This is a genomic window from Ruegeria sp. O6 (assembly GCF_056535045.1).
The window spans coordinates 474,495-488,326 of record NZ_JBQERM010000001.1 but is presented as its reverse complement, the minus strand read 5'-3'; the positions used below and the strand labels follow the sequence as shown (position 1 = coordinate 488,326).

12 protein-coding genes and 3 tRNA genes are annotated in these 13,832 nt (G+C 55.7%); 7 read left to right on the top strand and 8 right to left on the bottom strand.

What is annotated here, in order from left to right:
- Positions 1 to 80 precede the first annotated feature (80 nt).
- Positions 81 to 446, bottom strand: coding sequence for a HesB/IscA family protein (locus tag ACR0DY_RS02445; protein WP_480485772.1), 366 nt, complete (start codon positions 444 to 446; stop codon positions 81 to 83).
- 217 nt (positions 447 to 663) lie between these two features.
- On the opposite strand from ACR0DY_RS02445, the gene ACR0DY_RS02440 reads away from it, so the two are divergent.
- Entirely contained in the window at positions 664 to 1,005 is a 342-nt protein-coding gene (locus ACR0DY_RS02440; protein ID WP_480537771.1) for a hypothetical protein, read from the top strand.
- Positions 1,006 to 1,240: 235 nt separating this feature from the next.
- Here the strand turns inward: ACR0DY_RS02440 and ACR0DY_RS02435 are convergent, their stop codons facing one another.
- From ACR0DY_RS02435 to ACR0DY_RS02425, 3 genes are all read right to left on the bottom strand, one after another.
- Positions 1,241 to 1,603, bottom strand: coding sequence for an SUF system Fe-S cluster assembly protein (locus ACR0DY_RS02435; RefSeq protein WP_209504059.1), 363 nt, complete (start codon positions 1,601 to 1,603; stop codon positions 1,241 to 1,243).
- Positions 1,604 to 1,697: 94 nt separating this feature from the next.
- Positions 1,698 to 1,976: an NfeD family protein gene (locus tag ACR0DY_RS02430; protein ID WP_267364499.1), complete on the bottom strand. Its 279-nt coding sequence runs from the start codon at positions 1,974 to 1,976 to the stop codon at positions 1,698 to 1,700.
- Positions 1,976 to 2,866, bottom strand: a complete 891-nt coding sequence (locus ACR0DY_RS02425; RefSeq protein ID WP_480472533.1) for an SPFH domain-containing protein — start codon at positions 2,864 to 2,866, stop codon at positions 1,976 to 1,978. Before ACR0DY_RS02425 ends, ACR0DY_RS02430 begins: the two co-directional genes overlap by 1 nt.
- 175 nt (positions 2,867 to 3,041) lie before the next feature.
- On the opposite strand from ACR0DY_RS02425, the gene ACR0DY_RS02420 reads away from it, so the two are divergent.
- From ACR0DY_RS02420 to lon, 3 genes are all read left to right on the top strand, one after another.
- Entirely contained in the window at positions 3,042 to 3,953 is a 912-nt protein-coding gene (locus ACR0DY_RS02420; RefSeq protein ID WP_480537774.1) for a nucleoside hydrolase, read from the top strand.
- A gap of 63 nt (positions 3,954 to 4,016) precedes the next feature.
- The gene (gene tgt / locus ACR0DY_RS02415) at positions 4,017 to 5,147 is read left to right on the top strand and encodes a tRNA guanosine(34) transglycosylase Tgt (protein ID WP_480545616.1); all 1,131 of its coding nucleotides are present in this window, start codon (positions 4,017 to 4,019) and stop codon (positions 5,145 to 5,147) included.
- A 279-nt stretch (positions 5,148 to 5,426) separates the two neighbouring features.
- Complete coding sequence (gene lon / locus ACR0DY_RS02410) at positions 5,427 to 7,835, top strand: endopeptidase La (RefSeq protein ID WP_480537778.1); 2,409 nt, start codon at positions 5,427 to 5,429, stop codon at positions 7,833 to 7,835.
- A 138-nt stretch (positions 7,836 to 7,973) separates the two neighbouring features.
- Here lon and ACR0DY_RS02405 read toward each other — a convergent pair.
- Positions 7,974 to 8,048 (bottom strand) — tRNA-Val (locus tag ACR0DY_RS02405).
- A 181-nt stretch (positions 8,049 to 8,229) separates the two neighbouring features.
- On the opposite strand from ACR0DY_RS02405, the gene ACR0DY_RS02400 reads away from it, so the two are divergent.
- The 3 genes from ACR0DY_RS02400 to uvrA all read left to right on the top strand — a co-directional run bounded on the left by ACR0DY_RS02400 (position 8,230) and on the right by uvrA (position 11,464).
- Positions 8,230 to 8,306, top strand: a tRNA-Asp gene (locus ACR0DY_RS02400).
- 45 nt (positions 8,307 to 8,351) lie between these two features.
- Positions 8,352 to 8,428: transfer RNA gene (locus ACR0DY_RS02395), tRNA-Asp, on the top strand.
- A gap of 177 nt (positions 8,429 to 8,605) precedes the next feature.
- Positions 8,606 to 11,464 carry an excinuclease ABC subunit UvrA gene (uvrA, locus tag ACR0DY_RS02390; protein WP_480481120.1) on the top strand — a complete coding sequence of 953 codons (2,859 nt, stop codon included), beginning with the start codon at positions 8,606 to 8,608 and terminating at the stop codon, positions 11,462 to 11,464.
- Between the two features lie 16 nt (positions 11,465 to 11,480).
- Here the strand turns inward: uvrA and ACR0DY_RS02385 are convergent, their stop codons facing one another.
- The 3 genes from ACR0DY_RS02385 to ACR0DY_RS02375 all read right to left on the bottom strand — a co-directional run bounded on the left by ACR0DY_RS02385 (position 11,481) and on the right by ACR0DY_RS02375 (position 13,829).
- Complete coding sequence (locus ACR0DY_RS02385; protein ID WP_480481119.1) at positions 11,481 to 11,804, bottom strand: hypothetical protein; 324 nt, start codon at positions 11,802 to 11,804, stop codon at positions 11,481 to 11,483.
- A 108-nt stretch (positions 11,805 to 11,912) separates the two neighbouring features.
- Complete coding sequence (mmsB, locus tag ACR0DY_RS02380; protein ID WP_480485760.1) at positions 11,913 to 12,785, bottom strand: 3-hydroxyisobutyrate dehydrogenase; 873 nt, start codon at positions 12,783 to 12,785, stop codon at positions 11,913 to 11,915.
- 3 nt (positions 12,786 to 12,788) lie between these two features.
- Entirely contained in the window at positions 12,789 to 13,829 is a 1,041-nt protein-coding gene (locus ACR0DY_RS02375; RefSeq protein ID WP_480481117.1) for a 3-hydroxyisobutyryl-CoA hydrolase, read from the bottom strand.
- Between the last annotated feature and the right edge of the window lie 3 nt (positions 13,830 to 13,832).

The following is a 13,832-nucleotide window of genomic DNA, read 5'->3' as shown; positions in this document are numbered from 1 at the left end:
ACGGATCGGGTGGGTTCAAGCGCTATGATCGACAATACGGCGTTCGGTCGGGCCCGTGTCACGGGATTATCCGGCGCAAACTAGGATTGCTGCGTGATGCTTTCATCGAATTTGATGGATTCACCGCAACCGCAGGCGTCGACAACATTCGGATTCTTGAACTTGAAACCTGATTCCAGCAACGACACCTCGTAATCGATTTCAGTCCCGAACAGGAACATCTGCGCCATTGGCGCGATCATGACGCGTGCTCCATCCTGTTCGACAACTTCATCATGCGGATCAGCCTGATCGACATATTCCATGGTGTATTCCATGCCTGCACAGCCGCCTTTCTTGACGCCAATGCGCAAGCCAGCGTGGCCACCCGAGTTCATCAGGCGGGTGATTTGTTCTGCGGCTTTAGGTGTCATGGTCACAGCCTGTTTGCCGGGAATGCCGAACATGTAAGTCTCCGTTGTCGCGCGTTGCGTTTAATTTAGGGCTCAGGAGGTCAAGGCTCAAGACGGTGTGTTATAAAGAGTTTTATCCGGATGAAACAACCCGGCATTCAGAATGGGTTCGCTGAAGATATCCAACTGTGAGACCGTGGAACTGAATGGGTTCAAGTTGGTCAGCCGTTAATTCGGTTTGCTTTGATATACTATCGGAAAGGATATTATTGTGAATGATTTACAGGCGATTGTTAATTCGATCTTGATGCGCGCGGTGCTTACCATTGCAGTTCTTCTGTTTGTTCCGGATGATGCGGCGGCCACCAATGATGGAGAGAGGCATCCGGTAAACTGCGCGACCGCCGAGGGCGATTTGCGCGCCATCGCGGCCGAGAAAAAGCACGCGCAGGACCAACAGTTGGAAAGTGTTGCCGCCATTACTCCTGCCGGGGCACTTTTGGGGTTGGTCACAGGAACGGAACACAAACGGCTGCAAATGCTATCGGGGGACTACATCAATCAACTTGACGCCAGATCTGCGGAGATCAAAAAGACTTGCAATTTGAACTGATTACCCGACGTTTGGTGGTTTGGATAAGAAAAAGGACCGTTCTCGGGCAAGAACGGTCCGTGTTTCGGGGCCGGAACTCGGGGGGGGGGCGGTCAAATCATGTCTGGCCCGAGGCGCGACACTGATTGGTGCCGTCCGCAGGTCTTTTCCCGCATCATTGTGACAGGGACAGCACGAGCAGGTAACAAAAACGCCAATGTTTTGTGACAAATACCCGGGAAACTGTGGCAGGTGCCTACATAAATCCTAGTTCCAGACGCGCTTCGTCTGACATCATTTCCATACCCCAGGGCGGCTCCCAGGTCAGTTCCACGTCAACCTCTTTGACGCCTGCAACAGGCTCGATCGCTTCCATGATCCATCCGGGCATGTCGCCGGCAACAGGGCAACCGGGTGCTGTCAGTGTCATGATCACCTTCACGGCGTTGTCCGTGGAAATGTCGATCGTGTAGATCAGGCCGAGGTCATAGATGTTCACCGGGATTTCCGGATCGTAGACCGTGCGACACGCTTCGACCACGGGCTCGTACAGGGGGTGCTCAATGGTTGACGGCGCAATCAGCGGTGTGCCTTCAAACTGTTCGCTCGGATGAGTCATCTTTGCCTCGGGTCAGTTGCCTGAGCGATTATATAGGGAATAGGAGCAACAGGGTCCAGTAGGGCAGCGGCGCCGATTGGGGCGCCGCGGCAATTTAGTCGTTGATGTCGTGGTTGAAAGTTTTGACCTGACCGTTCGGCAACGCAAACAGTTTCCGCAAAACAAGCCATGCAATCAGTGACATCACTGCAAAGATCAGCGCCAATACATTCAAAGACAGAGCCATTCCGGGTACGGCAAGGATAAGCCCCGTGACTGCGGCTCCGATTGCAAAGCCCAGAAAGATGAAACCGGGCAGGAAAATCTCAAGGATACCCAGCGCCAATGCGGCGGCCAGCCAGATCCACCAGGTCAACCAGAAGGGGTCAGCCATCACTTTCCTCCTTTTAACATTTTGAACGCGTCACCAAAGGCTTCCAGTGCGTTGGCAGGCACAACAATGGTTTGCTTGCCAGTACCGTTTCCAAGCGCGTTCAGGGCTTCAACCTGTTTCAAGGCAACCTGATACTGAGCAGCTTCGATGCCGTTATCCTGAATGGCCTTGGCGACCACACCTGTGGCATAAGCTTCGGCTTCGGCCTGAATGCGCCGCGCCTTGGCGGTTTGTTCCGCCGCATAAAGCTCGGCGTCGGCATGCAGCTCGACTGCGCGCTTCTTGCCCTCGGCTTCTGTCACCTGTGCGCGGCGGGCTCGTTCGGCGTTCAGCTGTTGCAGCATGGCGTCACGGGTGGCCTGATCCAGATTTACGTCCAGAATCTCGGCGCGGGTGACTTCGATACCCCAGTCATCGACAGCTGTTTCAACGCTTTCCTGAATACGCGTGATCAGTTGGGACCGGTTCGACTGAACCTCATCCAGATCCATCTTACCAATCTCGGCGCGAACGATCCCGGCGACAGTGGTGGCAATCGCGCCATCTACGTCGCGAATTCGGTAGACCGTCTTTTCAGGTTCGAGAATACGGTAGAAGACCGATGTATCGATCTGCACCAGAACGTTGTCCTTGGTGATTGCGTCCTGCGTCGCGTTTGGCAGCTGGCGTTCCAGGATCGAGATCTTGTGACGCGCAATGTCCAGTAGCGGGACAATAAAGTTGATGCCGGGGCCAAGCACGGAATGCAGGCGCCCAAACCGTTCAACTACGTATTTTTCGGACTGAGGCACAATCTTGATGCCCTTGAAAATTATAACAATTACCAGCACCGCAGCCAGCAGGTAAATGATGTTTGACGAAAGCAATCCGATGATTTGGTCTTCGGTCATACTGTCCTCTTGTTTTTGTGTACTATAGTATACATGTGGCGATTGAGTCGCCCGATTTCAACTCTGGTATGAGTGGAAAGCAGCCCCATGAAAATGCTCCAATAGTAAAACGCTGTATCGAAAAATAGTGCTGTGACCGCTTTGCATCCCTAATTGTTTGCGGTATCGGGCTTGGATGAAACTGATAATCGATACAGATCCTGGCATCGATGATGCCATGGCAATCGCCTATGCCGCCGCAGCGCCCGAGATCGAGCTGATCGGCCTGACCACCGTGTTCGGAAACACGCATGTTCATCAATCCAGCCGCAATGCCCGGTTCCTGCTTGATAAGCTGGGTCTGGATCTGCCTGTCGCTGAAGGGGCTGCGGTTGCCCTGGGTGCCGATACGCATTCACCCTCCGAACATGTGCATGGTCCCGAAGGATTCGGTGACCTGACTGAAATTCCCGAAATTGGAAGCAACCACGCCCTGCCAGCTGCTGAATTTCTGGTTGATATGGCGCGAACCCACAAGAAAGAGCTGGTGGTGTGCGCCGTGGGCCCCCTGACCAACATCGCCAACGCCATTCGTCTGGATCCGGAATTCGCCGACAATCTGGGGCGTTTGGTGATCATGGGCGGGGCGGTGTACTGCCCTGGTAATATTACAGTACATGCCGAGGCCAACATCTATCATGATGCGATTGCCGCTGAAGAGGTCTTTGCCACACCGCCGGAAACCGTACTGGTCGGCTTGGATGTCACGCTGAAAACGCTCTACGAGACTGCAGATTTCGAAAGCCTGGCAATGCGATCACCTGACATGGGGTCCTTTCTGCGAGATATCTCTCGCTTTTACCTGAAGTTCTACAAGGACGTCGGTGGTCTGGAGGGCTGCGGCCTGCACGATTCGACGGCTGTGATTGCTTGTTCTCATGGTGCTATGTTTGACATGGTCGAAACGGGTCTGCGGGTTGTCACCGAAGGCGACCAGAAGGGTGCGACGCGACCTGATCCGGAACGTCCCGCAGTTCGGGTCTGCCGCGACGTGGATGGGGCAGGGGTTGTTCAACTGTTTACAGACCGTGTTGCCTCGCTACCCTGACGGGTTGCAAAGACCGAACGGATCGGGCAAAGCCTGCCCGGTTCGGCGACCCGAGGCGATGACATGACCCAACAGTTTTCTTTTGATCTGAAAGCCACAGACGGCAAAGCCCGGACCGGTGTGATCAGCACACCGCGCGGCGACGTGCGAACGCCTGCCTTTATGCCGGTTGGCACTGCGGCAACGGTCAAGGCGATGATGCCGGAAAGCGTTCGCGCGACGGGGGCAGACATCCTGCTGGGGAACACCTATCACCTGATGCTGCGTCCGACCGCTGAGCGTATTGATCGACTGGGTGGACTGCACAAGTTCATGAACTGGGATCGGCCCATTCTGACAGATTCCGGCGGATTTCAGGTCATGTCGCTGGCCGGTTTGCGCAAGCTGACTGAAAAGGGCGTAACCTTCAAATCCCATATTGACGGGTCAAAGCACGAATTGACGCCGGAACGGTCGATGGAGATCCAGCGCCTGTTGGGCTCGGATATTGTCATGTGTTTCGATGAATGCCCTGCGCTGCCAGCGGATCGTGACCGCATTGCCGAGTCGATGCGCCTGTCGATGCGTTGGGCCGGACGGTCGCGCGATGCGTTTGGCGATCGTCCGGGGCATGCGCTGTTTGGCATCATGCAGGGTGGGCTGGAAAAAGACCTGCGCGAAGAAAGCGCCGAGGCGTTGAAATCTATCGGTTTCGAAGGCTACGCAGTTGGTGGCCTGGCCGTCGGCGAAGGGCAGGAGGCCATGTTCTCTTGCCTCGATTATGCCCCCGATTTCCTGCCATCGGACAAGCCGCGCTATCTGATGGGCGTTGGCAAACCCGACGATATCGTCGGTGCTGTTGCCCGCGGGATCGACATGATGGACTGTGTGTTGCCCTCGCGGTCCGGGCGTACAGGGCAGGTTTTCACCCGTTACGGTGTGGTGAACATCAAGAATGCCCGTCACGCAGACGATCCGCGGCCGCTGGACGAACGCTGCACTTGCCCGGCTTGTTCGAATTATTCCCGCGCTTACCTGCACCACGTGTTCCGTGCGAATGAGATGATTTCCGGCATGTTGCTGACATGGCATAACCTGCATTATTTTCAGGAGATCATGGCCGGCATGCGCGACGCGATTGCCGCGGGCGCGTTCGAAGTCTGGCAAGCCGATTTCCACGCGCAGCGCGCGCAGGGGGATATCGAACCGCTGTGATGTTTTGCCCCCTCTAAGGCGAAAACGGGCAATTCTGCACAGCAGGGCTGTTTTCTGGCGACTGATCGCGCAAGACCGGGGCGTATTCTACTATTTTGGTGGATATGTTCCCGGCACGCCTTGCAGTCCGCCAAACCTCGGTTCATTCTGATTGGTGATACATGGCGGTAAGGTTGAAAATGGGCGATGAGGCCCCACCTTTATCGTCCAAGACAGGAGACGGACAAATGTTGCCTCGATGAGGGACAAGCGCCGTCTTGCCAATGATAAGGATAGAGCATGCAAGAGCCTCTGAATTCCTCCTACCCCGTCCTGCCGCTGCGCGATATTGTGGTGTTCCCACATATGATCGTGCCGCTTTTCGTAGGCCGTGACAAATCGGTCCGCGCGCTGGAAGAGGTGATGCAGGATGACAAGCAAATTCTATTGTCCAGCCAGATCGATCCCGGCGTTGACGATCCGGATGAAGAAGGCATCTACCGCACCGGCGTTCTGGCAAATGTGCTGCAACTGCTGAAGCTGCCCGATGGCACGGTAAAAGTGCTGGTCGAAGGGCAGGCGCGCGTTCAGATCACCGAGTTTCTGGAGAACGAAGAGTTCTTCGAAGCCCGCGCGGAATACCTGACCGAAATTCCCGGCGACGTCACCACGACCGAAGCACTGTTGCGCACTGTCGCGGACGAGTTCGAGCGTTACGCCAAAGTGCGCAAGAACATCCCCGAAGAGGCACTGACCGCAGTGGGCGATACAACCGAGCCTGCGAAGCTGGCTGACCTTGTGTCGGGGCATCTGGGCATCGAAGTCGAACAAAAGCAGGAGCTTCTGGAAACTCTCAGCGTCAGCGAGCGGCTTGAGAAAGTCTATGGCCTGATGCAGGGCGAGATGTCTGTTCTGCAGGTCGAGAAGAAGATCAAGACCCGCGTCAAATCCCAGATGGAGAAGACGCAGCGTGAATATTATCTGAATGAGCAGATGAAGGCCATTCAGAAGGAACTTGGCGATGGTGAGGACGGCAGCAACGAAGTTGCTGAACTGGAAGCCAAAATCGCCGAGACCAAGCTGTCGAAAGAAGCGCGGGAAAAGGCCGAGGGTGAGCTTAAGAAGCTCAAGAACATGTCGCCCATGTCGGCCGAAGCCACAGTTGTGCGCAACTATCTGGATTGGATTCTTGCTCTGCCTTGGGGCACCAAGTCCCGTGTCAAAAAGGATCTGGGCCGCGCGCAGGAGATTCTGGACGCCGACCATTATGGGCTTGAGAAGGTCAAGGAACGGATCGTTGAATACCTTGCGGTTCAACAGCGCTCGAAAAAGCTGAAAGGGCCGATTCTGTGCCTTGTCGGTCCTCCGGGCGTGGGTAAGACTTCGCTGGGTAAGTCGGTTGCGAAGGCAACCGGGCGCGAGTTCATTCGCATCTCATTGGGTGGTGTTCGCGACGAATCCGAGATCCGGGGCCATCGTCGGACTTATATTGGCTCGATGCCCGGCAAGATCATTCAGGCGTTGAAGAAAGCGAAGACCACGAACCCGCTGATTTTGTTGGATGAAATCGACAAGATGGGACAGGATTTTCGGGGTGACCCTGCATCAGCGATGCTTGAGGTGCTGGACCCCGAACAGAACAACACGTTCATGGACCATTATCTTGAGGTTGAATATGACCTGTCCAACGTGATGTTTCTGACCACGTCGAACAGCTACAACATGCCCGGGCCCCTGCTTGACCGGATGGAGATCATCCCGTTGGCCGGTTACACCGAGGACGAAAAGCGTGAGATCGCCAAGCAGCACCTGATCAGCAAACAGGTCAAGAACCATGGTTTGAAAGCCAAGGAATTCGAACTGACCGATGAGGCGCTGCAAAAGATCATCCGCACCTATACCCGTGAGGCGGGCGTACGGAACCTTGAACGTGAAATCGCCAAGGTTGCGCGCAAGTCGCTGACCAAGATCATCAAGAAGGACGCGGAAACCGTTAAGGTCACACCCGAAAACCTGCAAGATTTCCTGGGTGTGCCGAAATTCCGTTATGGCCTGGCCGAGCAGGACGATCAGGTTGGTGTTGTCACCGGTCTTGCCTGGACGTCAGTGGGTGGCGACCTGTTGCATATCGAAGCGTTGAAACTGCCCGGCAAAGGGCGGATGAAGACGACCGGTAAGCTGGGCGATGTGATGAAGGAATCCATCGACGCCGCTTCGTCCTATGTGCGTTCGATTTCACCTCAGATCGGGGTAAAGCCGCCGCAGTTTGACAAGATCGACATTCACGTTCACGTGCCGGATGGCGCGACACCCAAGGATGGCCCATCGGCTGGTCTGGCCATGGTCACGTCGATTGTCTCGGTTCTGACCGGTATTCCGGTTCGGAAAGACATTGCTATGACCGGCGAAGTCTCACTGCGCGGGAATGCGATGCCGATTGGTGGATTGAAAGAAAAACTGCTGGCCGCGCTGCGTGGTGGGATAAAGACCGTTTTGATCCCGGAAGAGAATGAAAAGGATCTCGCGGATATCCCGGACAACGTCAAAGAAGGGCTGAAGATCATCCCGGTCAAACATGTCTCGGAAGTTCTGGAACATGCTTTGGTGCGTAAACCGGAACCGATCGAATGGGACGAAGCCGCGGAAGAGGCCGCAGCAGCGGCGGCCGCGTCGCCCGGTAATACCGGACCTTCCGCGACCGCGCATTAAGTCTTTGGTAAATCAAAAAAAGGCGAAGCAATAGCTTCGCCTTTTTTGTTGAGGGATGTAGTGAAGACCGCACCATGCAGCGCCAAGACGCTGCATGAAACCAGCGTTTCATTTTGGGCATCGGTGTGATCTGGAAAATGGTGGGTGATAACGGATTTGAACCGCTGACATCTTCGATGTGAACGAAGCGCTCTACCACTGAGCTAATCACCCATGGGACCGGGTGATATCTTTCCCGAAGGTTGGCTGCAAGGGAAATAGAACCCGTGGCATCCGCAAAAAATCGCGCCGTATACAAAATTCTGGAATCTGGCAAAAAACTTGAAAACGCCGCTTGACGCTGCCCGAGCGTAGCCATAATACACCCAAACGTTCAGCAATGAACATGCAGCGGGCGGTTGTAGCTCAGTTGGTTAGAGTACCGGCCTGTCACGCCGGGGGTCGCGGGTTCGAGCCCCGTCAACCGCGCCACCGCTGCCAACCTTGGTCCAGGCAAAAGGCCACGAAAATAGATGCGCGGTTGTAGCTCAGTTGGTTAGAGTACCGGCCTGTCACGCCGGGGGTCGCGGGTTCGAGCCCCGTCAACCGCGCCATTTTCCTCCTCAAACAGATCAACGGTTGCGCCTTTACGGGCACCTTTTCCCAATCCATTGATCATTGAAGGTTCTAATCGGCGAAATTTCGACTGTTCACTAAATGTTCTAACTTTTCTGTTGGAGTCTTGGTCTGGCTCGCCTATCTCTTAACCACTTGTTTGTTGGGGGCCGCATATGGCTGAGCTGAAGAATATCGAGGTGCGCGGCGCGCGCGAACATAACCTCAAAGGTATAGACGTTGATATCCCTCGGGATCAGTTGGTGGTCATCACCGGACTGTCGGGTTCGGGGAAGTCCTCATTAGCGTTTGATACCATCTATGCCGAAGGCCAGCGCCGGTATGTCGAAAGCCTTTCGGCATATGCCCGGCAATTCCTGGATATGATGGAAAAGCCAGATGTCGACCATATAAGCGGCCTGTCTCCGGCGATTTCGATTGAACAAAAGACGACGTCCAAGAACCCGCGTTCAACTGTGGGCACGGTAACTGAAATCTATGACTATCTGCGTCTGCTGTTTGCCCGCGCCGGAACGCCCTACAGCCCAGCCACCGGGCAACCGATTGAGGCGCAGCAAGTGCAGGATATGGTCGACCGGATCATGGCAATGGAAGACGGCACACGCGGCTATCTTCTGGCCCCCATCGTGCGCGACCGGAAGGGTGAGTACAAAAAAGAATTCCTGGAGCTGCGCAAACAGGGTTTCCAACGCGTCAAGGTGGACGGAGAGTTCTACGAACTGGATCAACCGCCTGTATTGGATAAGAAATTCCGTCACGATATCGATGTGGTTGTTGATAGACTGGTTGTACGGGAAGGAATGGAAACGCGCCTGGCCGACAGCCTGCGCACCGCTCTGGACTTGGCGGACGGGATTGCCATTTTGGAAACTGCCCCGCGTGAAGGTGATCCGGAACGCATCACATTCAGCGAGAATTTTGCCTGCCCGGTCAGCGGTTTCACCATTCCCGAAATCGAACCACGCCTGTTTTCGTTCAACGCGCCATTCGGTGCCTGCCCGGATTGTGACGGTCTTGGGGTCGAGTTGTTTTTCGATGAACGCTTGGTGGTGCCGGACCAGACGCTGAAACTCTACGATGGTGCTTTGGCCCCGTGGCGCAAGGGCAAATCACCATATTTCCTGCAAACCATCGAGGCCATCGCGCGCCATTACGAATTTGACAAGAACACGCCCTGGAAAGACCTGCCTAAAAATGTGCAGGAGGTCTTTCTGCGAGGGTCCGGGGATGATGAAATTCTGTTCCGGTACGACGAAGGCGGGCGCGTCTATCAAGTGACCCGCAGTTTTGAAGGCGTGATCCCGAATATGGAACGGCGGTACCGCGAAACTGACAGCGCGTGGATTCGTGAGGAATTTGAACGATATCAAAACAATCGCCCCTGCGGCGCCTGCGAAGGCTACAGGCTGCGGGCCGAAGCGCTGGCGGTAAAGATCGCCGGGCTGCATGTGGGGCAGGTGGTGCAGATGTCGATCCGTGAGGCTCTGGCGTGGATCGAAGATGCGCCCAACCACCTGAGCGCCCAGAAAAACGAAATTGCCCGCGCCATCCTCAAGGAAATTCGCGAGCGACTTGGTTTCCTGAATAACGTTGGTTTGGAATACCTTACGCTGTCCCGTTCAAGCGGAACACTGTCGGGTGGCGAAAGCCAGCGTATTCGTCTGGCCAGTCAGATCGGCTCGGGGCTGACCGGGGTTCTCTATGTGCTGGATGAGCCCTCGATCGGACTGCATCAGCGTGACAATGACAGGCTTCTGGATACGCTCAAGAACCTGAGGGATCAGGGCAATACGGTGATCGTTGTAGAACATGACGAGGAAGCCATCCGTGAAGCTGACTATGTTTTCGACATCGGTCCGGGGGCAGGCGTACATGGCGGGCAGGTGGTCAGTCACGGAACGCCTGCGGAAATCGCGGCAGATGCGGCCTCTATTACCGGGCAGTACCTTGCGGGAACGCGTGAAATCGCGGTTCCGGTGCAGCGCCGTAAAGGCAAAAAGCAGAAAGTCACGGTGGTCAAAGCCACGGGCAACAACTTGAAGAATGTCACAGCCGACTTCCCCTTGGGCAAATTCGTTTGTGTCACCGGTGTGTCGGGCGGGGGTAAATCCACCCTCACGATCGAGACATTGTTCAAAACCGCGTCAATGCGGCTGAACGGGGCGCGTCAGACACCAGCACCCTGTGAAACCATCAAGGGGCTGGAACACCTCGATAAGGTCATCGACATCGACCAGCGCCCCATTGGGCGAACGCCGCGTTCAAACCCGGCGACTTACACCGGGGCCTTCACCCCGATCCGAGATTGGTTTGCCGGCCTGCCTGAGGCTAAGGCACGCGGGTACAAACCCGGTCGCTTCAGCTTTAACGTCAAAGGCGGGCGGTGTGAGGCATGTCAGGGTGACGGTGTCATCAAGATCGAGATGCACTTTCTGCCTGACGTCTACGTGACTTGCGAAACTTGCAAGGGGGCGCGGTATAACCGCGAGACGCTTGAGATCAAGTTCAAGGGCAAATCCATCGCGGATGTGCTTGATATGACAGTGGAAGATGCGCAGGAGTTCTTCAAGGCCGTGCCCTCAATCCGGGACAAGATGGACGCCCTTGCGCGTGTGGGTCTTGGCTATATCAAGGTGGGTCAACAAGCCACGACGTTGTCAGGTGGCGAGGCGCAGCGGGTAAAGCTGTCCAAAGAGCTGTCGAAGCGTTCAACCGGACGAACGCTCTATATTCTCGACGAACCGACAACAGGTCTGCATTTCGAAGATGTGCGCAAGCTGTTGGAAGTGCTGCACGAACTTGTCGATCAAGGAAATACGGTCGTGGTGATTGAACATAATCTGGACGTGGTTAAAACCGCGGATCATATCATCGACATTGGGCCTGAAGGTGGTGATGGCGGTGGCGAAATCGTCGCCACCGGAACACCGGAAGACATAGCCGATGTTGAACGCAGCCACACCGGGCGATACCTGAAGCCGATGCTGAAAGGGGCGCGCGTCGCGGCAGAATAAGTGCCCAGACGCGGCCTCAGTTCAGGATATCTGCGATCGCACCAATCAGGTTCAATACTTTGCGTGTCTCGGGGTCGACCCGGTACACGTAGTCACCTGCACGGACATATGAGTAGTTTCGGTTCAACCCATAGCGATAGGGGTCATTGATCCAGCGGTAATCGTTGGTAATGAAGTCACCATCGCGATAGATTTTCTTTGCCTGACCCGGCGGCACACAGGGAACGGATTTCTTGGCCAGACCCGGAGGGCAATGCCCGGCCTTGTTCTTTGCACCCGCGGCAATCGGGGAAAGGGCCAAAGCCGCCAGAGTTGCCGTCGTCACCAAAAATCTCGTCATGTCGCCTTCCTTTGCGATTTGGCCAGCCGGGGCCTTTTGTTCATGACTGCCTAGATGGTCGCTTGCCCAACATCTGTCAAATCGTTGGGCAAGATGCCGCCAGTTGTCTTAGTCACGTCTGCGCTTTTCGAACCGTGGCAGCATGGCACTGAAATCGCGTCCCTTGCCATCTTCGTTCTCGACAAATTGCTCATAAAGCGCGGTGGCAACCTGACCCATTGGCGTATCTGCATCTGCACTCTCTGCCGCCTGCTGGCTGAGGCGCAGGTCCTTCAGCATCAGCTCGGCCGCGAAACCGGGGGCGTACCCATTGTCCGCAGGGCTTTGCGGGCCGACACCGGGGGCAGGGCAATAGGCGTTCATCGTCCAGCTGTATCCGGACGACGTACTTACCACGTCAAACATCTTTTGCCGGTCCAGACCCAGCTTGTCGGCCAATGCGAAGGCTTCACAGGTTGCAATCATGGTGACACCAAGGATCATGTTATTGCAGATCTTGGCAGCCTGACCGGAACCGGCCTCACCACAGTGAACAGCTTTCTGCCCCATGATGTCGAACAGAGGGGATGCCTTGGCAAACGCGGCTTCTGATCCGCCAGCCATAAAGGTCAGCGTGCCAGCCGCAGCACCACCGATGCCGCCTGAAACCGGCGCGTCTACGGACAACAGTCCGGCGTTGATGGCCTGATCGGCAACTGCACGAGCGCTTTCCACATCAACTGTCGAGCAATCGATCAGCACAGCACCTTGTGCCATTGCGGGAATGATCTGATCGGCAACGGCCCTCAGAATCGCACCGTTTGGCAGCATCGTGATGACAGCATCGGCCGTTGCAACAGCTTCCGAAGCGGTTGCGGCCTGAGTTACCCCTTCAACCGTCACGCCTGCTGTGTCAAAGCCAATAACCTGATGACCGGCTTTTGCAAGATTGGCCGCCATTGGCGCGCCCATGTTTCCCAGTCCGATGAAACCGATTTGCATCTCTTAATCCTCTTCGAAAGTCAGGGCGTCCGCACCCAGTGGCTGCAGCATTTTCGACACGGCCACCAGAGGGACGTTCATGTCAGGAAACTGCCAGTTCGGATTGCGATCCTTGTCGATGATCTGTGCGCGGATGCCTTCCAGAAAATCGCCATGCTCCATCGCGCGGTGGGTGAAACGATACTCCATCTCCAGAGCTCGGCGTATGGTCAGAGAAGGGGAGCGCAGGCGATGAAGAACCTCGATTGTGCAAGCCACGGAAAGCGGTGCGTTTTTCCTCAGCATGCCCAGAGATTTCGCTGAAAACTCACTGTCGTCGCTGCGCAGACTGTTCAGAACGTCGCCAAGGGTTTCACCGGAAAAATGCTGATCGATTTGCGCCTGCAAGTTCGCCAATTCACCATCAGTCGGTGTATCGGCGTGGTCAGCCAACAGTTCAGCGTTTCCAGAGGCTTCGAGCAACTCGATCAGATCGGACCATTGTGATTGCGGGATGAAAAGGTCGGCAAACCCTGCATAGATCGCATCCGCAGGCCCCATCCGATAGCCCGTTGTTCCCAGAAACTCACCCGCGCGTCCAGGTGCAAGGGCCAGCATCAACGAGCCGCCGACATCCGGCACCAGTCCGATGGAGCATTCTGGCATGGCAATCTTTGCGCTTTCTCCCACAACTCGATGGCTGCCATGGCATCCGATGCCAACACCGCCGCCCATCGCGAATCCCTGAAGAAAGCTGATGACCGGTTTTGGATATTCGAAGATCAGGGCATTCAGACGGTATTCGTCACGCCAGAATATCTGACCGTAAGAAAAATCGCCCTTGGTTCCAGTTTCATAAAGTTCAGCAATATCACCGCCCGCGCAGAAGGCCTTTTCCCCTTCGGCGTCCAGGATGATCAGGTCAATCTCATCGTCCTCGCGCCAGTTGCGCAGCGCTGTGTCGATAGCCATGCACATGTCATATGTCATCGCGTTCAGCGCATGAGGACGGGTCAGGGTGATACGCCCGGCACGGCCTGTGGTGCGGATATCGATATCTGACATGGG

Excerpts from the sequence above, each read along its gene's own strand:
- ACR0DY_RS02445 (WP_480485772.1), bottom strand. The coding sequence starts at position 446 with ATGTTCGGCATTCCCGGCAAACAGGCTGTGACCATGACACCTAAAGCC.
- ACR0DY_RS02435 (WP_209504059.1), bottom strand. The coding sequence starts at position 1,603 with ATGACTCATCCGAGCGAACAGTTTGAAGGCACACCGCTGATTGCGCCG.
- ACR0DY_RS02430 (WP_267364499.1), bottom strand. The coding sequence starts at position 1,976 with ATGGCTGACCCCTTCTGGTTGACCTGGTGGATCTGGCTGGCCGCCGCA.
- ACR0DY_RS02425 (WP_480472533.1), bottom strand. The coding sequence starts at position 2,866 with ATGACCGAAGACCAAATCATCGGATTGCTTTCGTCAAACATCATTTAC.
- ACR0DY_RS02420 (WP_480537774.1), top strand. The coding sequence starts at position 3,042 with ATGAAACTGATAATCGATACAGATCCTGGCATCGATGATGCCATGGCA.
- tgt (WP_480545616.1), top strand. The coding sequence starts at position 4,017 with ATGACCCAACAGTTTTCTTTTGATCTGAAAGCCACAGACGGCAAAGCC.
- lon (WP_480537778.1), top strand. The coding sequence starts at position 5,427 with ATGCAAGAGCCTCTGAATTCCTCCTACCCCGTCCTGCCGCTGCGCGAT.
- uvrA (WP_480481120.1), top strand. The coding sequence starts at position 8,606 with ATGGCTGAGCTGAAGAATATCGAGGTGCGCGGCGCGCGCGAACATAAC.
- ACR0DY_RS02385 (WP_480481119.1), bottom strand. The coding sequence starts at position 11,804 with ATGACGAGATTTTTGGTGACGACGGCAACTCTGGCGGCTTTGGCCCTT.
- mmsB (WP_480485760.1), bottom strand. The coding sequence starts at position 12,785 with ATGCAAATCGGTTTCATCGGACTGGGAAACATGGGCGCGCCAATGGCG.
- ACR0DY_RS02375 (WP_480481117.1), bottom strand. The coding sequence starts at position 13,829 with ATGTCAGATATCGATATCCGCACCACAGGCCGTGCCGGGCGTATCACC.